Origin of the sequence: Acinetobacter sp. YH12226 (assembly GCF_013417805.1) — a bacterium.
Taxonomy (GTDB): Bacteria; Pseudomonadota; Gammaproteobacteria; order Pseudomonadales; family Moraxellaceae; genus Acinetobacter.
Genome location: NZ_VPDG01000024.1, coordinates 1 through 20716 on the forward strand (window position 1 = coordinate 1; position 20716 = coordinate 20716).

Here is a 20716-nt window from a genome sequence, read left to right on the forward strand (position 1 = left end):
GCTCACCGAAGCAATCCCGGTTATAACGTGGCTGATATGGACGTTTAAGGCGCTTGGATCGCGGAATCCAGAGGTCATTGGCCATCATCCAGCGCCGAACCGTTTCTACCGGGATATTCAGGTCAAATATGCTGCTGAGCTTCTCATGCGCCAAGGTAGGTCCAAAGCCCAGCAGATGTTCAGAAATAATGGAAAGACATTTTGATTTTAATAACTCATCATGGCGATGATGGCCAGGTTGACCACGACTGGCATGTGCCAGACCTGAAACACCGTCTTGATTGAGTTTCTGCAATAACCGGGTAATTTGACGAGTGGAAAGATTCAGGATTTCAGCAGCACGGACCTGGGTAATACGATGATCTCGAACGTCTTGCAGAACTGCAAGACGTTGAATTTCCTTGTCAGACATAGTGATCAACATCTCTAATTTATATCCAGTCCATGATGGTAAAAACCATCATAAACTAGACATTTTTATTGGTGAGAATATAGACACTTTAAATGGTTTCTAACAAGGTTACTTCACATAAGAAATTTTATGTTAAATGATTGTTAGAAATGCCCCTTGATCGAGGCATTTTCTATAAAGAATACTAAAAACTAATTAAAGCCAACCAAGTTTCAAAACAAGGCAGTTCTCAGCAATCATATTTTTAAATTATATAACTCCCAACTGAGCTTTTGCTCCAACGATAAGGCTTTCATTTTGAGTTTCTAAGGCAAATAAACCATACATCAAAGGAGAGGCCGCTGCTCTTTCTAAAGTCTGTTCATATAGTTTATTCCAAACTTTACCCCCTAGTTTTTCATACTCGATGATTAGAGTTTTGAGGCTTTCTTCTCCAAACAAAGTTACATGCCCAGCAAAATCAATCGCTGGGTCATCTATATGGGCTGTTGACCAATCAATAACGCCTGAAACAGCTCCATCCTTTGAAGCTAGTACATGCCCAGCATATAAATCGCCATGTATAAATTGGGTGAAATCTGCCCATAGAACATCATTATCCAACCATTTTCTGTAGCGGGTTTCCAATTGCTCACTTATACCAAGTTCAGATTTTACTAACTGCAAATTGTTTGCTATTTCAGGTCTTAAATCTGAAGGTTTCATAATTTTCAAATCATTTTCCCGAACTTCTTTTTCAGGAATACTATGGATTTCAAATAAGGTTTTTGCCAAAGATGTTATGTATTTCGGGCTATCTTTGTCCATATTCCAAATTATTTCATAGGTTTCAGCATCCAAATTTAAAACAGGATTATCTTTAAGTATGGGATAAGCCACTAATTCTGTAGATGAAATTCTCCAATCAGGAACCTCTACAGAAAGATGTTTTTTTACCAATTCTAAAATGCGTTTTTCTTTCTTGATTTGTTCCCTCATGCCATCACGACGAGGAATACGCAGCAACCATTGTTGCCCCTTTGTATCAAGAGCAAAAACGACCTTAAAATCAATGCCCATTTCATTGAAATTCATTTTGTCCGTAAGCAACAAGCCGTGTGCTTCAGCAAGTGATTGAATATCTTGAATTGTCATTTTTAATTTCCTTTAAAGAGTTCAATAATTAATGTTCGGATTAGATTGGCTATCATTAACAATCTCTCTCAAAAGTCTTGATGATTTTGTGGTCTTTGATCTCGTAGATAATGTCAGCAATATTATCGACCAATTGCTTGTCATGAGATACGAAGATAATAGTTCCTGCATAGGACTTCATCATTGTTTCTAATGCGGCAATACTTTTTAGGTCAAGATAGTTTCCTGGTTCATCCATAAGCAAAATATTATATTTTCCTAAAAGCATTTTGGATAAAAGCAGTTTGATGATTTCACCTCCCGATAAGTCGGATAAGTTTTTTTGAATATCATTCGCTCCGATCCCCATTGAAGCCAATACTGCACGAATTTCCGCAACTGTGTACTCGCACTCTTCCTGCATAAAGGAGAGCACAGATTTATGCGTGTTAAATTTATATCCTGTTTGTGTAAAGTAGCCAATTTCAGCTTTTGGAGATATGGTTAATCCATCAGCACGTTCTGATATCATTTTTAACAAGGACGTTTTCCCTGTTCCATTCGATCCAGTTATAGCGACTTTAGCGCCAAGCGGTATTATAAAGTTAGCGTCATCAAAGATAGTACGGCTACCAAATTTTAAGCTCAGACCATCTGCCGTAATCGGGAACTTATTGTGCAGTTCTAGGGCTGAACTTTGACGAAAACGAATAGAACGCAAATGCTCTGGTGCTTGAATATCTTCTAATGCAGCCAAACGCTTTTCCATACTCTTAGCTGCCTGATACAGTTTTCTTTGCTTGGTGCCAGTCATTTTTGCATGCCCAAGTCGTCCAGCACTTTCGGTAGAGTTTTTGGATTTTTCTCCTTTTTTCTTATTGTCTAATCGATTAGCTTGCTGGCGTTTTTCTTGCACAGCAGATTCTAATCGCTCCCGTTCCTTCATCATCAGCTCATATTCTACGGCTTGGTGTTGTCGCTCTTCTTCTTTTTGACGCAAGTAATCCGAGTAACCACCCCAATATTCCGTAATTTTACCGTCTTTTAACTCCCATATCTTGTCTACAACCATATCAAGAAAATATCGGTCATGACTGATAACAAGTAATGCTCCATCAAATGCTTTAAGTTGACCAATAAGTAGATCTATTCCATTGAGATCAAGGTGGCTGGTTGGTTCATCCGCTAGAATGCCATGTACTTGTTGGGAAAATGCGGCAGCAATTTTTGCACGAGTTTCCTCTCCGCCACTCATTGTGTCGTTTTGTACATTGGAAACACCAAGGCGAGATAACATTGCCCGGTCTTCGACCGTTTCTATTTCGATTCCGCCCAGTTGGCTGATATGTGCAAAATCACCAAAACGCTGTAATGTCGCTTCGGCTAAAACAATTTCGCCATTAAGTACTTTGAGTAAACTACTCTTTCCTGCTCCGTTATCACCCACAAGACCAATACGGTCATAAGAGTGAATTTCCAATTCATCAATATCCAAAACATCACGCCCAGCATAATCCAAGCGTATGTTTCTCGCTTTAATAATTAAACTCATTTTTATTTACTCCTGTTTAGCTCTTGAAATTTTTTATGCAGCAAACAGGATTTAGGTGAAAACAAAAGCTAGCATCACAGTGTCCTCCCAAAAAAAAAGCTATTCATCCACAGGGTGGACAAATAGCTAGTCAATTAAGTTATAACTGGAAACTATGCACTAAAAGCATACTTATAAATTAAGCATACTTTTACTTTATATATCCGCATATATTCTTAAAGACACAACAAAAGCCCACCATTATAAAATAGTGTCACTATGCAAATAGTTGTGTCTTAACGAATGCGGATAGAATGCATAAACTTACCTAAAAAATAAAATTCAGTTTTATGATAACTTTACTGTTAAAAGAAGTCTAGACAACCTTGTTTTATGCTTGGATATAAGGCTTATTTTAAAATAATAGTAGTGAAGATTTTCTAAAATTAACATAATACACCTTATACGAAATGCTTGATATTTCTCTTTAAATATCATTATATTAACGTAAGCCGTTCTGGAGTATAGGGCACCAGAACGGCTTTTTATTGATTATTCATGTTCCACGATCACTAATTGAGCGATGTTCCACGGTTTTATTCAGTTTTAATAAACATCATCCGGTTTTTTGAGGAGTCATTATTTCAAGTGCTTGCACTGAAATTGGCTCTTCAAAAAACTGGAGTCTTGGCTAACCATATGGAAGGAAAAAGCGGCTTAGGAAGCCTCTCTTCTTCTGTTCTGGTTCAACATGCTCCGGGATAGGAATACGCTTATTGTCTTGCTGAGGAGTAGTCAATTCGTCATAGTTCGTTGCTAGTTCCGACCGAGGATCCGTTGCTATATCCTGTTTAAAGCTCTGATCGGTAAAGGTAGTCATATTGGCTTTTGGTGCTTCTAGTAAGCGCTGCATAGCTTCAATCTGTTCTTGATAAAACGATTCACGTTCTAAAGATTGATTTTCTCTCTGTATTGCCTGATTTAATTGTTTTTCCAGTATGTCAACTTGACGTTTTAGTAAGTCAACTTCTGTCAAGTTTTGACTGTTAATTGATTGACTTTGATTGACTGTATCCTCTTTTTTTTGTGGTTCCCCAAAAACTCTTAGGGCCTCTGAAAAGTCAATTAATCCATCAGATCCTTTAGATAAATTTCCTTTGTTTATATGTGCATATATGGCTTGTCTTGAATATCCATAAAGCTTAGCTAACTCTGAAACTGACAGTTTTTTCATTATGTAAACCAGTTTTCAACTTGTGTTAATACCTGACTGTTAACTTAACAATTTCAATTAACAATGTCATTGAAATCCTAATTTTCTGAGTAAAGGAAGTAATTCCTTAAATTTCTCTGCATCTTGCAGCATGGCAGCTATACGTACAGCAAACTGCTGATAGCTTTCTGTGCCTTGTGAATATTTACTCATCTCAGGAAGCTCTGAGAGCTTGTTGGCGAATAGATGGCGTTGTTTATCTGTTATTTTTGAAAAGAGGTCTAATGTATTCGGATCTCTTTTAGATTCGACTGAATGCGTGGCTGATTTTTTCTGTTTAAAGCTAAATGAAAAACCAGTAATAGATCTACCTGTTTTATGCTGTTCAACTTTGACAATAATATCGGTATGTTCATTTACTTGTTTTAATGCAATGTCTAAAACATATTTTTTAAAATCATACATTCGTTTGTATTCAGTCTCGAGTACACCTATTTTTTGTCTAAAATCATACATAGTTATGAGAGGCGTTTTTCCAGTACTACGCCATGCAATCAATATTTCATATAAACGAACAGCATAAGCACTTGTTAAATTACTTATTTGTTGTATTTCATACTTTGTAAATTGTTCTTCTAACCTAGTAATTAAAGGCACAATAGCAGGGGCAAAAATAAGTCTAACGACAGCTTCATTATCAATATAAGCCACCTCGCTCACCCATCTTGATTTGTGATTAATAGTGTTACCTTTTTCACTAAGACTCTGATAACTGAATTGTCTTGCAAACAAGTCATCGCAAGCATCTTTTAACGCCTGATAAGCCGTATTTCGATGTACACCAAACTGATTAATATAACTTTCAGCATGAACTGTTAGTGGATCATTAGCATTTATCCCTTTACCCGATTCCCTTGCTTCAACAATAGCTAGGAGAATTAACCTCTGTTCAACTAGATCGAGGTTATAACTGGCATTGATTAAGGCGTTATCTTTAACAACTAGTTCTGTTTTCATATGAAAAGATTATATTTTTAATTCAATAAGACGAGGTTATATAATTATCTCGCTTAATGCAAGGTAAACCTCGTTTTAATGCAAGGTAAACCTCGTTTTAATGCAAGGTAAACCTCGTTTTAATGCAAGGTAAACCTCGTTTTAATATCTCTAGAACCATTATGAATAAAGGATTACAGCTTAATTAAAAGCATTTAAAAGCTTAAAAATAATTAAAAGCCCAGGGAGTAAAAAATTGCCCTTGGTTTTCGCTTCGCTCAAACTCTATTGAATCTCGCTTTCGCTCGATTCGTCGGGGCAATTTTTGGTTCATATTTTCGTGAATTTGAGAAAAAGCAAAAGCAAGATCAAAAGCAGCTCGGAATTCGCTTCGCTCATGAGCTTTTTTTCTCGCTACGCTCGGTTTAGGAATCAAATTTGGAAAGTTCGCACCCATTCGGGATGCTCTGTAAAGCAGGTGATTGATGGATAGGGAGCTTGTAATCAGGGAAAGGGATGGGCAAATTTTCTCAGTTCGCTCGTAGACACTCGCTCTGTTTAGCGACTCATGCCACGAGATTTCATTTTAGGCGCATGTTGCTGTGCTTTGAGCTGTTGTTCCTGTCTGAGTTTCATCTGTTGTTCTGCTTTGATCTCATCCACACATTTTTTAATGACTTGATAGGATGGGTATAGAGTCTGGTATTGCTTGGCTTTGGCTGGATGTTGTTGTTGGTACTGCTTCCAGGCATGTTCTTTGAATTTGTCATTTTCCAATAAATCCTTCACACCATGTTTTTTCTGGTGTTCATGCTGACCTTTCAGCTTTTTGTGCTCCTGGTAAATCGCATCACGTTGGGCTTCCCAGGCTTTTTTTCCAAACAGTAAGGGTTTGTTCTGAGTTAATTCGTTGTGTTGATCGACCAGGCTTTGCAATTTGTCATGACTTTGCTTGAGTCCGCTTTTCACGATCTCCTGGGCAAGCTGCTGATTGAACTCATTTTGATGTTTGTGGTGCTTGGTCAGGGTTATTTCGGCTTGTTTGAGATTACGCTGCATGAAATCCAGGTCTAGATTCGCGTCTTTTGCGCTGATTTCGCGTTTTAGCACTTTGCCAAGGGTTTCCCTCTGTTTTTCCTCAAACAGGGCTTTTTCGTCAATTGGTGGCGTTTTAGCGCTATTTTTGATTTGGATCTGCTGTTCTGTTTTCAGTGTGCTGAGTTTGATCTCATTTTCAGCAATCAGCAGATCCATATTTTTGCTGTATTGCAGCTGAGCCTGATTTCTCTGTTTGATTTCGTCATTGCTTCGGCTGATTTCGGTCTCAATCCCTTTTCGGCGCAGTTCGGTGACTTTCGGCCCTTCGTGCAGCGTGGCTTCTAAACCATTCTCCTGGTCTTTGTAGCTGCGGTGGTCGACTCGGGCAGTGTATCCAGCCAGATCCAGGTGCATATTGCAGATATCGGCAAAGTGTTCGCGCCAGTGTTCGATTTCTCCACTGTGTTTCTGATCCAGTTCCCGGGTTTTCTCGGTGAAGCCTTCCTGAGTAAGTTTGCGTGTGCTCATCAGGATATGCGCGTGATAATTGCGTTCATCACTACCAGATCCAGTATGCGGTGCATGAATACAGGCATCGACGGCTACCTGGTGTCTGTCCACGATACTGGCGCATAGCTCTTCGAGCATGGCCAGGCGTTGTTCCTGATTTAATTCACTTGGAAAAGCGATTTCAAATTCTCGGGCAACTGTCGAGTTTTTTCGGGTTTCCCGTTGTTCAACTTCGTTCCAGAGTCTTTCCCGGTTTTTTAAATGTTCTGGTGCGCCTTCGGGTAAATAAATTTCTTTATATTCCACACCTGTTTTTCGGCTGTAATCATGTTCTCGGCCCTCACGTTCACAATAGATCTTTTCACCTGCCCGATAGGCAATCGCAGCAGTAGCGGAACGCCCTGCTGATCGTGCTACGGTTTTGACTGAAAAGTGGTAAATCGCCATGCCTATTTTCGCTTTTAAATTTTCACGTAGTGAAGTACAACCGTGGATACGGTTGTCGGGGTATTGGGGAGACCCCAATCGTACTTGCAAACGAAGTTTGCATAAGTGCGCTCTTCGAGGAAAACATTACTATACATATAGCACCTTGAATGCATATTCAAGTGCGCTTATGTTAGGGATGGTTTCCCAGGATGATGGTATTGGATTAATGAGCGTTACTGAAACACTAGACAGCAAAATCAAAGCACAGGAAGAAAAGCTAAAGCAGTTAAAGGCTCAAAGACAGGCAGCACTGGCAAGAGAACGTGCTAAAGAGAAAGAACAAGCTCGAAAGGATGATACCAGACGCAAAATTTTAATTGGATCCTGTATGCTAAAGATCACTGAAGATGATGAACAAGCCAGAGCTAAATTAATTGCTCAGATGGATAAGTATTTAACAGATGAGCGTGACCGAAAGCTTTTTAATTTATAAATTTTGAGGGATAAGTAGTGGAAGATCCAACACTTAATAAGTTAATACGTAATACAGAATTATTCTTCGAACATCACTGGAATGTAGACCTATTAGGAAAGCCTCCTGAATGGTCACCAGTACATTTTAATTTTGGAAAAATTCCTAATTACGATAAACAAGGTGTATATGCGTTTGTCAAAGGGGATTTAGTGACTTATATCGGTGTTGGGACTTCTAGAGGTGCTGGCCGTTATCGTGGTAATGGCTTAAGCGCCAGGGTAATGAAATATTGCCGATGGAATGAAGATAAAACTGAATATATTGCGATAGATCCAAGACTGAAAGATGCTGGATCCATCATTACAATAGGCTTTGAGCGTGATACGGCTTATTTAGCAAATGCCCTAGAAGTTTTTCTTATCTCTAAAATCCAACCTGTCCACAATGTGGTTAAAGTTGGTATGTAATTTCGCATAAGAAATTTTATGTTAAATGATTGTTAGAAATGCCCCTTGATCGAGGCATTTTCTATAAAGAATACTAAAAACTAATTAAAGCCAACCAAGTTTCAAAACAAGGCAGTTCTCAGCAATCATATTTTTAAATTATATAACTCCCAACTGAGCTTTTGCTCCAACGATAAGGCTTTCATTTTGAGTTTCTAAGGCAAATAAACCATACATCAAAGGAGAGGCCGCTGCTCTTTCTAAAGTCTGTTCATATAGTTTATTCCAAACTTTACCCCCTAGTTTTTCATACTCGATGATTAGAGTTTTGAGGCTTTCTTCTCCAAACAAAGTTACATGCCCAGCAAAATCAATCGCTGGGTCATCTATATGGGCTGTTGACCAATCAATAACGCCTGAAACAGCTCCATCCTTTGAAGCTAGTACATGCCCAGCATATAAATCGCCATGTATAAATTGGGTGAAATCTGCCCATAGAACATCATTATCCAACCATTTTCTGTAGCGGGTTTCCAATTGCTCACTTATACCAATTTCAGATTTTACTAACTGCAAATTGTTTGCTATTTCAGGTCTTAAATCTGAAGGTTTCATAATTTTCAAATCATTTTCCCGAACTTCTTTTTCAGGAATACTATGGATTTCAAATAAGGTTTTTGCCAAAGATGTTATGTATTTCGGGCTATCTTTGTCCATATTCCAAATTATTTCATAGGTTTCAGCATCCAAATTTAAAACAGGATTATCTTTAAGTATGGGATAAGCCACTAATTCTGTAGATGAAATTCTCCAATCAGGAACCTCTACAGAAAGATGTTTTTTTACCAATTCTAAAATGCGTTTTTCTTTCTTGATTTGTTCCCTCATGCCATCACGACGAGGAATACGCAGCAACCATTGTTGCCCCTTTGTATCAAGAGCAAAAACGACCTTAAAATCAATGCCCATTTCATTGAAATTCATTTTGTCCGTAAGCAACAAGCCGTGTGCTTCAGCAAGTGATTGAATATCTTGAATTGTCATTTTTAATTTCCTTTAAAGAGTTCAATAATTAATGTTCGGATTAGATTGGCTATCATTAACAATCTCTCTCAAAAGTCTTGATGATTTTGTGGTCTTTGATCTCGTAGATAATGTCAGCAATATTATCGACCAATTGCTTGTCATGAGATACGAAGATAATAGTTCCTGCATAGGACTTCATCATTGTTTCTAATGCGGCAATACTTTTTAGGTCAAGATAGTTTCCTGGTTCATCCATAAGCAAAATATTATATTTTCCTAAAAGCATTTTGGATAAAAGCAGTTTGATGATTTCACCTCCCGATAAGTCGGATAAGTTTTTTTGAATATCATTCGCTCCGATCCCCATTGAAGCCAATACTGCACGAATTTCCGCAACTGTGTACTCGCACTCTTCCTGCATAAAGGAGAGCACAGATTTATGCGTGTTAAATTTATATCCTGTTTGTGTAAAGTAGCCAATTTCAGCTTTTGGAGATATGGTTAATCCATCAGCACGTTCTGATATCATTTTTAACAAGGACGTTTTCCCTGTTCCATTCGATCCAGTTATAGCGACTTTAGCGCCAAGCGGTATTATAAAGTTAGCGTCATCAAAGATAGTACGGCTACCAAATTTTAAGCTCAGACCATCTGCCGTAATCGGGAACTTATTGTGCAGTTCTAGGGCTGAACTTTGACGAAAACGAATAGAACGCAAATGCTCTGGTGCTTGAATATCTTCTAATGCAGCCAAACGCTTTTCCATACTCTTAGCTGCCTGATACAGTTTTCTTTGCTTGGTGCCAGTCATTTTTGCATGCCCAAGTCGTCCAGCACTTTCGGTAGAGTTTTTGGATTTTTCTCCTTTTTTCTTATTGTCTAATCGATTAGCTTGCTGGCGTTTTTCTTGCACAGCAGATTCTAATCGCTCCCGTTCCTTCATCATCAGCTCATATTCTACGGCTTGGTGTTGTCGCTCTTCTTCTTTTTGACGCAAGTAATCCGAGTAACCACCCCAATATTCCGTAATTTTACCGTCTTTTAACTCCCATATCTTGTCTACAACCATATCAAGAAAATATCGGTCATGACTGATAACAAGTAATGCTCCATCAAATGCTTTAAGTTGACCAATAAGTAGATCTATTCCATTGAGATCAAGGTGGCTGGTTGGTTCATCCGCTAGAATGCCATGTACTTGTTGGGAAAATGCGGCAGCAATTTTTGCACGAGTTTCCTCTCCGCCACTCATTGTGTCGTTTTGTACATTGGAAACACCAAGGCGAGATAACATTGCCCGGTCTTCGACCGTTTCTATTTCGATTCCGCCCAGTTGGCTGATATGTGCAAAATCACCAAAACGCTGTAATGTCGCTTCGGCTAAAACAATTTCGCCATTAAGTACTTTGAGTAAACTACTCTTTCCTGCTCCGTTATCACCCACAAGACCAATACGGTCATAAGAGTGAATTTCCAATTCATCAATATCCAAAACATCACGCCCAGCATAATCCAAGCGTATGTTTCTCGCTTTAATAATTAAACTCATTTTTATTTACTCCTGTTTAGCTCTTGAAATTTTTTATGCAGCAAACAGGATTTAGGTGAAAACAAAAGCTAGCATCACAGTGTCCTCCCAAAAAAAAAGCTATTCATCCACAGGGTGGACAAATAGCTAGTCAATTAAGTTATAACTGGAAACTATGCACTAAAAGCATACTTATAAATTAAGCATACTTTTACTTTATATATCCGCATATATTCTTAAAGACACAACAAAAGCCCACCATTATAAAATAGTGTCACTATGCAAATAGTTGTGTCTTAACGAATGCGGATAGAATGCATAAACTTACCTAAAAAATAAAATTCAGTTTTATGATAACTTTACTGTTAAAAGAAGTCTAGACAACCTTGTTTTATGCTTGGATATAAGGCTTATTTTAAAATAATAGTAGTGAAGATTTTCTAAAATTAACATAATACACCTTATACGAAATAAAAATGGGAGCCTTAAGCTCCCATTTTTTAAGTAATTTTTTCAAATAAGGCTTGGGTGAGCATCTAAAATTCGAATCAATGTAGCTGCTGGTCCAGTTGGATAGCGTCGTCCCTGTTCCCAATTTTGCAGGGTACGGGGGCTAATATGTAGACGTGCAGCAAATTCATTTTGGCTCAAGCCAGTTTTTTCACGTACTTCTTTAATATCAGGCAATTCGAGTTCTGTAACTCGGCTTGCTTTAACTTCTTTACGTTTGATAGCTCCAGCTTCTTTGATTGAAGCAACCAAGTCATCAAATAAGTTGTTATCCATGAAATTGCTCCTTCACGAGTTGGTGCAGAATGGCGGTTTCCTTATCTGTTAAATTATCTTTTACTGATTTTGGATAAGCCACTAAGAAAAAGATCTGATCATCCTCGGTGACCCAATAATAAATCACCCGTATCCCACCACTTTTCCCTTTGTTACCTTGAGCACAACGTACTTTGCGAATACCACCGCCATTCTTGATTAGGTCACCTCTATCAGGCTGTACCAAAAGATCTTGCTGAAGTTGACGATATTCCTCATCAGATACAAGGTCTTTAATTTGCTTGGTAAAGATGCTGGTTTCAATAAATAACATGGACTCTTTATACGTCAATGGCGTATTTGAATTTTAGCAGTTTCCATAACAAAAAACGAGAGCTGGTAGATCTCGTTTCGCATAACAGCCATTATGTTAAATTGTAGTAAGAACTTTAATGCGATAGAGCAGAATGTATATGCAAAATAAGCTTGATAACATTATTCAAGAATTAAAAGAACTATCTGGGAATAGTCGTCTAAACATAGAACTACCTGATGATATTTTCATATCTGCTTATGAACGAAAAATAGGTTTTATTTTTCCAAAAGATTATAAAAAAGTTTTGAAAGAGATTAGCAATATCTTTTATGGAACAATTGAATTAGCGTCTCTTACAGATGAGAAAGAATGCTATCGAGGGCTATCTCAGATATTAAATGATGCTAGGGAGCAAGGTCTGCCAGAAGATTGGCTACCTATTTGTGAAGATAATGGTAGTTATTATTGCCTATCTCCTAATCATAAAATTAGATATTGGACAGCAGATGGATATAGCGATGAGCAGTGGGAAGATTTAGCAGATTGGATCAAGCAAGTTTGGATAGATGGAAATTAAGAATTTCTAAAATTAACATAATACACCTTATACGAAATTAAAAAATGGAGCCTAAAGCTCCATTTTTTAATAACTTTTTTTAAATTGCTAAGCGTAAATTCAGTGCTTTTACAACTTTAATCACAGTATCAAAACTAGGGTTAACATCACCAGAAAGTGCTTTATAAAGACTTTCTCGGCCTAAGCCTGTATCTCGTGATAATTGAGCCATTCCTTTAGCTTTTGCAATGTTACCTAAAGCCTTTGCAATGAATGCGGCATCGCCATTAGATTCTTCAATACATGCTTGTAAGTAAGCCTGCATATCATCCTCTGTTTTAAGATGCTCAGCACTGTCCCATTTGCGAAGTTTAATAGCCATTTATAGCTCCTCCTCTAAATCTTGTGCCAATTGCAGGGCAAGTTTTATATCTTTACTTTGCGTAGACTTATCTCCGCCTGCTAAAAGAATAACAACCCTTTGCCCTTGCTTGCAGTAATAAATCCTATAGCCTGGCCCAAAGAAGAAACGTAATTCAGAAACACCTTCACCGACCGGCTCAGTATCTCCAAAGTTTCCATCTTCAACCCGATCAATTCGGACTTGTATGCGTCTTTTTGCCTGCTGGTCTTTTAACTTGGTGAACCAGTCATCAAAGACTTCAGTGGTATATATTGAGTACATAAGTAGAATGTATCCTATAGGATACATTTATGCAAGAAATAAACTTGATATTTGGGGCTCGAAACGGTGAATTTCGTATAACCGCCATTATGTTAAGTTAATCAAAATTCTTAATGCACCAAAACCTAAAAATTTAAATGGAGTAAAAATGACTTTAAAGGGGTTAGATATTCAAGAAGATTGTATCAAAGCTATTTCTAATGAATCTTTAATATTTGATATTAAGAATAAAGAGTTTTTAGAGGATATAGAAAATCTTTTATTACAGTATTTTCAAAATTTTAGTAATGATTTAAATGGAATTGAGTTTGATAATTTTTCTGTGGAGTTTTGGTTCGATGCAGGACAATTGATTATTTATCCTGAAAAAGATTTATTAGATCGTAAACCCTTTGAATCTGAATATGATTTAGATAGATTAGACCCTTATTTTTATCTAGTTTGTGAAGAATATAGGATATATTTTGATGACTTAATATCTCGAAAAGTAAGCGATCAAGTATCTGAAAAAGAAGCTATTTCTAAAACTAATGACGTAATTGATTGTGTAAGCAAAGCTATAAAAAATATAAATGATGAAAACAATCTTTTAAAGATGTTAGGCAGGCCTAAATTAGAAATAAGATATTTCGGTGTAACGAAAGAAGAACTTTTAGCAAAAGAAATTCTCGTGAAATGAAGTAGATATTTTTGTCGTATTAAGGAAAACTAAAATTAACATAATGGGCGTTATGCGAAGTCAAAAATGGGAGCTTAAGCTCCCATTTTTATTGATGATTTTTTAATTCTTTCAGCATAGCATCCCGTAAAATTTCATTCATTCGTGTTTGATAACCTTTGCCTTGTGCTTTGAACCAAGCAAGTACATCAGCATCTAACCGAATTGAAGTTTGTTGCTTCACTGGGCGGTAAAATTGATTTTGGCGTACAGCACTGCTCCAATCGGTAATTTCAGGAATATCTGATAGATCTAGCTGATCATCAGGAACCGTGCCTTTAGCAAGCAAGCGTTGAATTTCAGCATCTTGCTTCTCACCAAATTTCTCATTCAGCTCTTTGCGTGAGTATCTAACCATGCTCATATTTGTTTCGCTCCGCTTTAGTCACTTGCCTTGCACTAATGATTCGTATGATTTCACAGTCATCTTCATCAAAAATGGTGTGAGCCACCAATAACATTAGTACGCCTTTAACTCGTCCAATGGTTTGCCAACGTTCTTCACCATCGGTATGTCTGTCTTGGATTGAGATCCGTAATGGATCTTCAAAAACAAGGCTTGCAGTTTCGAAAGAGATATCATGCTTTTTCTGATTCTTTCGATTCTTAGCCTCATCCCATTCAAAATACTGTTCCATAAAAAACATTCAAATTTGTATATACAATAATGTATCACAAAATTGTATAACTCAAGTTGAGAAGCGTAATTTTTAGTCAAATTTATTGGCAAGAACTATCAAAACTGCTCATAAAAAAGCCGACTTGTTTCCAAGTCGGCTTTTGAACATCATCGAGCAAATAATTTATATCATAAGTTTTTGATTTTTATATTTTTCAATTTGTGCATTTCGTATAACGCCCATTATGTTAAATTGAGGGGAATTTCAGCTATTCATTTCTAATTTTTTGATGATATAACAGTTCTCAATTTTACGATTATCCCCACAAAGATTTTCTAAGTCATCTAATTGTTTCTTGAAGGAGGTTAATTGCTTAATTCTATTATCTAATTCTTTTGTATGTTTTTTTATAAGGTTATTTACTTTAGTACAATTTTGATTAGGAGTTTCTAACTCCTCACATAGAGACTCTATATCTTTAATAGAGATACCTAAACTTCTACAATTTAATATAAAACTTAATTTATCTAATGAACGTAAGCATCCGGCTAACACAGCCTTACCAAGCGATCCTATAAGCCTTAATTTAGTTCCCACCTAAAAACAAGTGGGGACTTAATCCATGAACATGGATATATATTCAGCAACACCTCCTGTTGCTAAAAAACGCAGAACATACAGCAAAGAATTCAAACTCAGTATTGTCAATGCCTGTAAAAATCCTAATACCTCGATCGCTTCGGTCGCACTGCAACATAGTATTAATGCCAACCTTGTCAGTCGTTGGATCAGGATCTTCAGCCATCATGAGGGTGCCGTGCAGGATCCTACTCATGTGAATCCAGCATTTATTGCTTTGCCTTACACTGCTGCAATCAGCCAACCTATTGATGAGAGGATCACGTTGTGTATCACCGTGCCTCATACGAATAATGATATTCAGCTAAAATGGCAGACATCAGAAATACCTGCCTTGGCAGAATTACTCAAGGCACTTGCAACATGATCCGCATTGATGAAATCTGGTTGTCTACTCAGCCCATGGACATGCGTGCAGGTATGGATACGACCATGGCTCAGGTGGTGAGAGCCTTTGGCTACATCAAACCGCATTGTGCTTACCTGTTCTGTAATAAACGTGGCCATCGCATGAAAGTACTGGTACATGATGGACTGGGCATCTGGCTGTGTGCCCGGCGGCTGGAACAGGGCAAATTTCACTGGGCTCAAGTTCACCAAGGTGAAACCGTGGCCCTCAGCCCGGAACAGTTACAGGCACTGATCCAAGGTTTGCCCTGGCAGCGCATTGGACGACAGCAGGTGGTGACGATGCTTTAAACCAGGCTGTTCCATTCTGCTATTCTCCAAACGTTCTATTTCATTCTTCTCATGACCTCAGGCATACTGCGGTCATGAATACGCTGCCTGACTTAAGCCAACTGACCCATGAACAACTGCTGGAATTCACCAGACAGTTGGCGATGCAGCATCAGTCTCTAGCACAATCAAATCAAGAATTAGAAAAATCAAACCAGCAATTGGATGCCAAAGTTCAACATCTTGAAGTCACCAATCAGCAATTAGATTCTAAAGTTCAACATCTTTCTATTCTCAATCAAAAATACGAGCATGAACTCGCACTATTTAAACAGCACAAATTCGGCAGTAAAAACGAACATCTCACTGCAAAACAAATCCACCTGTGGGATGAAGCGGTTGAAGAAGATATTGCTGCGGTTGATCTAGAACTGGAACGGCTAAATGCAGATAAAACCGATGCAGCGACACAGAAAGCCAAAACCAATAAACCTAAACGTCGACCACTGCCAGATCATCTACACACCATCCGTATTGAGCATGAACCTGCATCAACCCAATGCGCTTGTGGCTGCCAACTCCGTCGTATCGGCGAAGATGTCAGTGAAAAACTGCATTTCAGACCGGCACAGTTCTATAAGGAACAGCATGTGCGTGGTAAATGGGTCTGTGATCAGTGTGACACCCTGACTCAGCAAGCGATGCCCGCCTATGTGATTGATAAAGGCATTGCTTCACCTGAACTGCTCAGCCATGTTTTGGTATCGAAATATGCCGATCATTTGCCGCTGTACCGTCAACGTCTGATCTATCAGCGGGCGGGAATCGAACTTTCTAGATCAACTTTATCTGACTGGATAGGTCGCTGCGGTGTAGAACTGGAACCTCTAGCCAATGCCTTAAAAGAGGTGGTACTACAACAGCAGGTGCTGCATGCAGATGAAACACCGGTCACCATCATGCGGATGGGTGAGAATGATAAAAAACCGAAGAAAGGTTATGTCTGGGCCTATGCCACTACACAGTACAATCCAGTTCAGGCGGTGATCTATGACTTTCAGCTCTGTACACGACAAATTTCACAGAACCCTTATCCTATCAGGATTCTGCCTTCTTAAAATTGCCAAAATTTCCTTAAACTCTTCTTTTTTCCCAAAACCAATTAAACGCTGAATCGCCATTTGAACATAGTCTAAACCATAGCGAAATAAACTCATTGAGAGTCGTCCATGCTTCTTTATTTTTATCGCTTTTTTTTGATCATGTTGCCATTCACCCGTTAAGTAACACCAACAGAAGCTTATAGCTAACACCGCAATCAATTTTTTCACTCGTCTAGGGTCTGTCAAGCGCGTATTTTCAAGATTAAACCCGCGTCCTTTGAGACAACTGAATAAGGTTTCAATTTCCCAGCGTAATGCATAATCCTGAATAGCATTGGCATTAAACTGAGGAGAAACGACGAGTAAAAGCTCTCCATTTTCTAACTGTAGTGCACTTATATATAGTTTCACCCGACCAACCAAAATCCGTCGTTTACGACATTCAATTTGACCAACTTTAAGATGGCGAAATAAATCACTAATTTTATGATTCTTTCCTAAATGATTGGTGACAATGAAGTTTTTTTAACACGAATGCAGAAGTTGATGTCTTGTTCAATTAACCATGTAAACCACTGCTCACCGATAAACTCTCTGTCTGCGAACACATTCACAATACGGTCTTTACCAAAAATGGCTATAAAGCGTTGAATCAAAGCAATGCGCTCTTTCGTATCTGAATTTCCACGTTTATTAAGCAATGTCCAAAGGATAGGTATCGCTATTCCACGATAAACGATTGCGAGCATCAGGATATTAATATTTCGTTTTCCCCATTTCCAATTGGTTCTATCTAAAGTCAGTTGCACTTGGTCGAATGAAAACATATTGAAAATCAACCGAGAAATTTGACGATAATCAAAATACTGACCTGCAAAGAAGCGCTGCATACGTCGATAAAATGATTGTGGTAAGCACTTGATGGGCAAGGCTTTAGATGCAGAAGAAAGATTACATGTTTGCTTTAAAATAATCACAAGCATGATGAGCGCAAAGCACTTTAAATGTGACTTGTTCCATTTTAGAGATTTGTTTAAGATAAGATATAACTCATTGAGATGTATCATAGTATTCGTCGTTAGAAAACAATTATTGTGACATTATTTCAATGAGTTATCTATTTTTGTCGTGTACAGAGGACTTTCAGGATAGTCGTTCAGGCCAGCATGCTGCAGAGTTCTTGAAAGGCTGGCAGGGTTATCTAGTCTGTGATGATTACAGTGGTTATAAAGCACGCTTTAAATCAGGCCAGGTCATTGAGGTGGGCTGCATGGCCCATGCACGTCGTAAATTCCATGAACTGCATGTAACTGGGAAAAGTCAGGTCGCTGAACAGGCATTAGTGCTGATTCAGAAACTGTATGCGATAGAAGCAGAGCTCAGGAAAAAGACCGATGGTACAGCGGAAGACCGCCGCGAATACCGACAACAGCATAGTCAACCAGTGATGCAACAACTATATGAATGGCTCAACCAACATCATCTGACAGTGCCATCGAGTTCTCCCACCGCCAAGGCCATCAATTACACTCTGAAGCGTTGGCCAGCTTTAAGCCGCTATCTGGATGATGGCAATCTACCTATTTGCAATAATTGGGTCGAGAATCAGATGCGTCCCTGGGCGTTGGGGCGCAAGAACTGGCTGTTTGCAGGTTCGCTGCGCAGTGGTCAGCGAGCGGCAAACATCATGACGTTAATCCAGTCAGCAAAGCTGAATGGCTTGGATCCGTATGCCTATTTAAGTGATGTGCTGAAAAGGCTGCCGACACATAAAGTGACCCAGATTGAAGAGTTACTGCCACACTGCTGGAAACCTAAATCGAATTAAAATTGGTATGGGATTCAGCGGACGCTTACGTATATTGAACGTTATAATCGGACTATACGTTATAGCTGGCTAAGCAAGCATCTATTTGACACACTGGAAGAAGTACAAGATTATGCAACAAACTGGTTGTGGCATTACAACCATGAAAGACCACATCAAGCTAACAAAGGAAAGCCACCTCTAAGGGCTGCTTAACCTCTACTTTTAACTTCGGTTATTTATGGGAGGATTACCATAACTTAAAGCAGAATAGGGAGGCTTTAAGGATGTAAATAAGATATGTGAAGGAATTTCTTTTCGGATTTCATTTATATAGATTTGAAGAATTCTGTAGTCTCGTTCCTGCAGTTTAATTACTCGGTACGAATATTCATTTTTGATTTTTGGCTTTTTTGATCGATCATCGAACTCATCATCTGTATTTGTAATAATTAAACTAAAACTATGATTCTGAATTGATTTTTTAATAGAGTTGGTTGTTAGTAGCATAAGCTCACCAATTCTAAGACCATAGTTGAGCATGAGATGTATGATCAGAAAGTTTCTGAGTTGTACATTTTTAGATCTAAAAGGATTTAATTCATTGTATTTATTAGAGTTACTTGGTGAAATGACTGAATACAATCCTTTAATCATTTCCTGATTCATGCTCTTAAAATTATGATTTATCTCACTTTTAATTGTCTTATTGGCTTTTGAAAAATTATTTATAATTTTTTTCTTTATTGTCATATATTTATTCAAGTTTTCTTTAATTTTTTGAATTTCCTTCAACGTAAGTTGTGGCTGTGATTGCATGCTTAAGTATTCATTAATCAAGAAGTTGTAAAACTTTAAGAAGGATCTAACTCTATGACCAATTGTTGTGTAATTAATATGTTCTGAATTGCTTAGCCGTATAAGATTACTTTCAAGTTTTTTATTATTTTCTAAGTAAACAATGAAATTATCAATTTCACATTGAATGATCTCAAAATTATAGGATGTCGAATAGAACGACTCACAAAAGGACGTGGCAAACTTTTCAAACCAAAATTCATACCAAAATTTTATTGCGATTAAATCTGCATGCTGCGTAGAGATACTTTGAAATCTAAGAAATTTCATGGTGTACAGCATAGGGTACATACATGGACAGAATGAATCTAAATCAAATAAAAGAATAATTTGATTTTCGTTTGAGACTTTCTTTTCTAAATGAATTGTTTTTAAAGCAAACATAGTAAAGTTTATGAATTATTCTTAAGGTCAACATATCATATTTTATGATTGAAATAGAAATTAGTTAAGTTATTGAATCTTAGTTCAAGAAAGAAAAATATGAAGTTATTGTTAGGTGTATCGGAATTGTCATAATTAAAATTCTCAAAGGAGTAGAAAAGGCACTACCCCACAATTTTTTTCTCTCAAAATGTCATTCACTGTCATTTTTTAGTGGCAAGTACCAGGTGCAATTCTTTTTACGGTGTATTACACCGTAGATGTTTTGAGTGAGCTTAGCTGGCACCGTAAAAGTTTTGATCGACAAAATATCCAAAGTCAACTGGACTGTTAATCCATTTGCTAAACAAAACGTGAAACAGCAAATTATTGTAGTCTATATATTTTTCATAATTGTTCACGATACCTAAGTTCAGCAAGTTTTTTTCAAACTCAATGCGTTCAATGGGTTCTGATTTCACAAATGCATGGATGGATGCTTTGATTGTGGGAGGAAAATAAAGTGTCATCCTAACTACAGGACCCTGCAACGTAGCAATTCCTGTAAAAATCCATTTAAAACAATGACTTATTTCAATTCTGCCATCTGCAAGCGTTTTGTGGGGATGGAGGCCGGAATCATTAAAGTATCATCCTAATTTTCGCTCAACCTTGGAAAATGCTGAGAATCGTAAAAATAAAGTTTCATCCTTTCCGCTACTAGTTCAAGGCTTTCTTCCGGCCGCCGGCAACAACGCTGCTTGGCTGAGGCGATCCACTTGCGCTACCGCTCACTGATCAGATCGAACTTGAACTCGACGAGCAGCCAACCATCAGGCCGAGCGTGATCGCCAAAAAAAACGGATCATGCGAAATCCTTCGTTGAGTTTG

At 37.9% G+C, this 20716-nt stretch carries 23 protein-coding genes and 4 pseudogenes; 9 read left to right on the top strand and 18 right to left on the bottom strand.

Annotation, left to right across the window (positions count from 1 at the left end):
* The 7 genes from FTV08_RS14670 to mobQ all read right to left on the bottom strand — a co-directional run.
* A partial coding sequence (locus FTV08_RS14670; RefSeq protein WP_180087592.1) for a helix-turn-helix domain-containing protein occupies window positions 1–424 on the bottom strand: 424 nt, incomplete at its 3' end.
* 237 nt (window positions 425–661) lie between these two features.
* A complete protein-coding gene (locus FTV08_RS14675; RefSeq protein ID WP_180087593.1) occupies window positions 662–1546 on the bottom strand; it encodes an Mph(E) family macrolide 2'-phosphotransferase in 885 nt (294 codons plus the stop codon).
* A 55-nt stretch (window positions 1547–1601) separates the two neighbouring features.
* Window positions 1602–3077, bottom strand: coding sequence for an ABC-F type ribosomal protection protein Msr(E) (gene msr(E) / locus FTV08_RS14680; protein ID WP_000052512.1), 1476 nt, complete (start codon window positions 3075–3077; stop codon window positions 1602–1604).
* Window positions 3078–3747: 670 nt separating this feature from the next.
* Window positions 3748–4290 carry a plasmid replication DNA-binding protein gene (locus tag FTV08_RS14685; protein ID WP_004896925.1) on the bottom strand — a complete coding sequence of 181 codons (543 nt, stop codon included), beginning with the start codon at window positions 4288–4290 and terminating at the stop codon, window positions 3748–3750.
* A gap of 66 nt (window positions 4291–4356) precedes the next feature.
* Window positions 4357–5286: a replication initiation protein RepM gene (repM, locus tag FTV08_RS14690; RefSeq protein WP_068553070.1), complete on the bottom strand. Its 930-nt coding sequence runs from the start codon at window positions 5284–5286 to the stop codon at window positions 4357–4359.
* 202 nt (window positions 5287–5488) lie between these two features.
* Window positions 5489–5722 (bottom strand): hypothetical protein, encoded by a 234-nt coding sequence (locus tag FTV08_RS14695; protein ID WP_068553069.1) that lies wholly within the window; start codon window positions 5720–5722, stop codon window positions 5489–5491.
* 101 nt (window positions 5723–5823) lie between these two features.
* Window positions 5824–7260: a MobQ family relaxase gene (gene mobQ, locus FTV08_RS14700; RefSeq protein WP_107111964.1), complete on the bottom strand. Its 1437-nt coding sequence runs from the start codon at window positions 7258–7260 to the stop codon at window positions 5824–5826.
* Between the two features lie 208 nt (window positions 7261–7468).
* On the opposite strand from mobQ, the gene FTV08_RS14705 reads away from it, so the two are divergent.
* Window positions 7469–7735 (top strand): mobilization protein, encoded by a 267-nt coding sequence (locus FTV08_RS14705; protein ID WP_088749624.1) that lies wholly within the window; start codon window positions 7469–7471, stop codon window positions 7733–7735.
* A 17-nt stretch (window positions 7736–7752) separates the two neighbouring features.
* Window positions 7753–8184, top strand: a complete 432-nt coding sequence (locus FTV08_RS14710) for a hypothetical protein (protein ID WP_039090891.1) — start codon at window positions 7753–7755, stop codon at window positions 8182–8184.
* Window positions 8185–8322: 138 nt separating this feature from the next.
* Here FTV08_RS14710 and FTV08_RS14715 read toward each other — a convergent pair whose 3' ends face one another.
* From FTV08_RS14715 to FTV08_RS14730, 4 genes are all read right to left on the bottom strand, one after another.
* Complete coding sequence (locus FTV08_RS14715) at window positions 8323–9207, bottom strand: Mph(E) family macrolide 2'-phosphotransferase (RefSeq protein WP_000155092.1); 885 nt, start codon at window positions 9205–9207, stop codon at window positions 8323–8325.
* Window positions 9208–9262: 55 nt separating this feature from the next.
* The gene (msr(E), locus tag FTV08_RS14720) at window positions 9263–10738 is read right to left on the bottom strand and encodes an ABC-F type ribosomal protection protein Msr(E) (RefSeq protein ID WP_000052512.1); all 1476 of its coding nucleotides are present in this window, start codon (window positions 10736–10738) and stop codon (window positions 9263–9265) included.
* 492 nt (window positions 10739–11230) lie between these two features.
* The gene (gene nadS, locus FTV08_RS14725) at window positions 11231–11503 is read right to left on the bottom strand and encodes a NadS family protein (protein ID WP_000369781.1); all 273 of its coding nucleotides are present in this window, start codon (window positions 11501–11503) and stop codon (window positions 11231–11233) included.
* Window positions 11496–11816, bottom strand: coding sequence for a type II toxin-antitoxin system RelE/ParE family toxin (locus FTV08_RS14730; RefSeq protein WP_000897307.1), 321 nt, complete (start codon window positions 11814–11816; stop codon window positions 11496–11498). The genes nadS and FTV08_RS14730 overlap by 8 nt, the downstream gene beginning before the upstream one ends.
* A 139-nt stretch (window positions 11817–11955) precedes the next feature.
* Here FTV08_RS14730 and FTV08_RS14735 point away from each other — a divergent pair, with 139 nt between their 5' ends.
* Window positions 11956–12375, top strand: coding sequence for an SMI1/KNR4 family protein (locus tag FTV08_RS14735; RefSeq protein WP_001180106.1), 420 nt, complete (start codon window positions 11956–11958; stop codon window positions 12373–12375).
* A 79-nt stretch (window positions 12376–12454) separates the two neighbouring features.
* On the opposite strand, the gene FTV08_RS14740 is transcribed toward FTV08_RS14735, so the two are convergent.
* A complete protein-coding gene (locus FTV08_RS14740) occupies window positions 12455–12736 on the bottom strand; it encodes an addiction module antidote protein (protein ID WP_000985609.1) in 282 nt (93 codons plus the stop codon).
* Window positions 12737–13039 (bottom strand): type II toxin-antitoxin system RelE/ParE family toxin, encoded by a 303-nt coding sequence (locus tag FTV08_RS14745; RefSeq protein ID WP_000286964.1) that lies wholly within the window; start codon window positions 13037–13039, stop codon window positions 12737–12739.
* Between the two features lie 148 nt (window positions 13040–13187).
* Between FTV08_RS14745 and FTV08_RS14750 the strand changes: the two genes are divergently transcribed.
* Window positions 13188–13718 (top strand): hypothetical protein, encoded by a 531-nt coding sequence (locus FTV08_RS14750; RefSeq protein ID WP_000172759.1) that lies wholly within the window; start codon window positions 13188–13190, stop codon window positions 13716–13718.
* 88 nt (window positions 13719–13806) lie between these two features.
* Here FTV08_RS14750 and FTV08_RS14755 read toward each other — a convergent pair whose 3' ends face one another.
* The 3 genes from FTV08_RS14755 to FTV08_RS14765 form a co-directional block, all read right to left on the bottom strand.
* Complete coding sequence (locus FTV08_RS14755) at window positions 13807–14121, bottom strand: BrnA antitoxin family protein (RefSeq protein WP_004728120.1); 315 nt, start codon at window positions 14119–14121, stop codon at window positions 13807–13809.
* The gene (locus tag FTV08_RS14760; protein ID WP_000438825.1) at window positions 14108–14395 is read right to left on the bottom strand and encodes a BrnT family toxin; all 288 of its coding nucleotides are present in this window, start codon (window positions 14393–14395) and stop codon (window positions 14108–14110) included. Before FTV08_RS14760 ends, FTV08_RS14755 begins: the two co-directional genes overlap by 14 nt.
* A 246-nt stretch (window positions 14396–14641) precedes the next feature.
* On the bottom strand, window positions 14642–14974 hold the full coding sequence (locus FTV08_RS14765) for a MerR family DNA-binding protein (RefSeq protein ID WP_117008139.1): 333 nt from the start codon (window positions 14972–14974) through the stop codon (window positions 14642–14644).
* A gap of 25 nt (window positions 14975–14999) precedes the next feature.
* Between FTV08_RS14765 and FTV08_RS14770 the strand changes: the two genes are divergently transcribed.
* From FTV08_RS14770 to FTV08_RS14780, 3 genes and pseudogenes are all read left to right on the top strand, one after another.
* On the top strand, window positions 15000–15383 hold the full coding sequence (locus FTV08_RS14770) for a transposase (protein ID WP_001055589.1): 384 nt from the start codon (window positions 15000–15002) through the stop codon (window positions 15381–15383).
* Complete coding sequence (gene tnpB, locus FTV08_RS14775; protein ID WP_000618091.1) at window positions 15380–15715, top strand: IS66 family insertion sequence element accessory protein TnpB; 336 nt, start codon at window positions 15380–15382, stop codon at window positions 15713–15715. Before FTV08_RS14770 ends, tnpB begins: the two co-directional genes overlap by 4 nt.
* Window positions 15716–15789: 74 nt before the next feature.
* Window positions 15790–16755 (top strand): annotated as a pseudogene (locus FTV08_RS14780) (IS66-like element ISAba16 family transposase); the annotation flags it as partial.
* A gap of 18 nt (window positions 16756–16773) precedes the next feature.
* Here the strand turns inward: FTV08_RS14780 and FTV08_RS14785 are convergent.
* A protein-coding gene (locus tag FTV08_RS14785; RefSeq protein ID WP_180087594.1) for an IS4-like element ISAba1 family transposase occupies window positions 16774–17864 on the bottom strand; the annotation gives its coding sequence in 2 pieces (ribosomal slippage) (window positions 16774–17324 and window positions 17324–17864; 1092 coding nt in all).
* 71 nt (window positions 17865–17935) lie between these two features.
* Between FTV08_RS14785 and FTV08_RS14790 the strand changes: the two are divergent.
* Window positions 17936–18625: pseudogene (locus FTV08_RS14790) on the top strand (IS66-like element ISAba25 family transposase); the annotation flags it as partial.
* Between the two features lie 30 nt (window positions 18626–18655).
* Window positions 18656–18820 (top strand): annotated as a pseudogene (locus FTV08_RS14795) (integrase core domain-containing protein); the annotation flags it as partial.
* Window positions 18821–18853: 33 nt separating this feature from the next.
* On the opposite strand, the pseudogene FTV08_RS16355 reads toward FTV08_RS14795, so the two are convergent.
* Window positions 18854–19846 (bottom strand): annotated as a pseudogene (locus FTV08_RS16355) (site-specific integrase); the annotation flags it as partial.
* Between the last annotated feature and the right edge of the window lie 870 nt (window positions 19847–20716).

Excerpts from the sequence above, each read along its gene's own strand:
- nadS (WP_000369781.1), bottom strand. The coding sequence starts at position 11,503 with ATGGATAACAACTTATTTGATGACTTGGTTGCTTCAATCAAAGAAGCT.
- FTV08_RS14705 (WP_088749624.1), top strand. The coding sequence starts at position 7,469 with ATGAGCGTTACTGAAACACTAGACAGCAAAATCAAAGCACAGGAAGAA.
- FTV08_RS14715 (WP_000155092.1), bottom strand. The coding sequence starts at position 9,207 with ATGACAATTCAAGATATTCAATCACTTGCTGAAGCACACGGCTTGTTG.
- FTV08_RS14760 (WP_000438825.1), bottom strand. The coding sequence starts at position 14,395 with ATGGAACAGTATTTTGAATGGGATGAGGCTAAGAATCGAAAGAATCAG.
- FTV08_RS14740 (WP_000985609.1), bottom strand. The coding sequence starts at position 12,736 with ATGGCTATTAAACTTCGCAAATGGGACAGTGCTGAGCATCTTAAAACA.
- FTV08_RS14755 (WP_004728120.1), bottom strand. The coding sequence starts at position 14,121 with ATGAGCATGGTTAGATACTCACGCAAAGAGCTGAATGAGAAATTTGGT.
- FTV08_RS14745 (WP_000286964.1), bottom strand. The coding sequence starts at position 13,039 with ATGTACTCAATATATACCACTGAAGTCTTTGATGACTGGTTCACCAAG.
- FTV08_RS14750 (WP_000172759.1), top strand. The coding sequence starts at position 13,188 with ATGACTTTAAAGGGGTTAGATATTCAAGAAGATTGTATCAAAGCTATT.
- FTV08_RS14685 (WP_004896925.1), bottom strand. The coding sequence starts at position 4,290 with ATGAAAAAACTGTCAGTTTCAGAGTTAGCTAAGCTTTATGGATATTCA.
- FTV08_RS14675 (WP_180087593.1), bottom strand. The coding sequence starts at position 1,546 with ATGACAATTCAAGATATTCAATCACTTGCTGAAGCACACGGCTTGTTG.
- FTV08_RS14735 (WP_001180106.1), top strand. The coding sequence starts at position 11,956 with ATGCAAAATAAGCTTGATAACATTATTCAAGAATTAAAAGAACTATCT.
- tnpB (WP_000618091.1), top strand. The coding sequence starts at position 15,380 with ATGATCCGCATTGATGAAATCTGGTTGTCTACTCAGCCCATGGACATG.
- FTV08_RS14730 (WP_000897307.1), bottom strand. The coding sequence starts at position 11,816 with ATGTTATTTATTGAAACCAGCATCTTTACCAAGCAAATTAAAGACCTT.
- FTV08_RS14770 (WP_001055589.1), top strand. The coding sequence starts at position 15,000 with ATGAACATGGATATATATTCAGCAACACCTCCTGTTGCTAAAAAACGC.
- mobQ (WP_107111964.1), bottom strand. The coding sequence starts at position 7,260 with ATGGCGATTTACCACTTTTCAGTCAAAACCGTAGCACGATCAGCAGGG.
- FTV08_RS14695 (WP_068553069.1), bottom strand. The coding sequence starts at position 5,722 with ATGGGTGCGAACTTTCCAAATTTGATTCCTAAACCGAGCGTAGCGAGA.
- repM (WP_068553070.1), bottom strand. The coding sequence starts at position 5,286 with ATGAAAACAGAACTAGTTGTTAAAGATAACGCCTTAATCAATGCCAGT.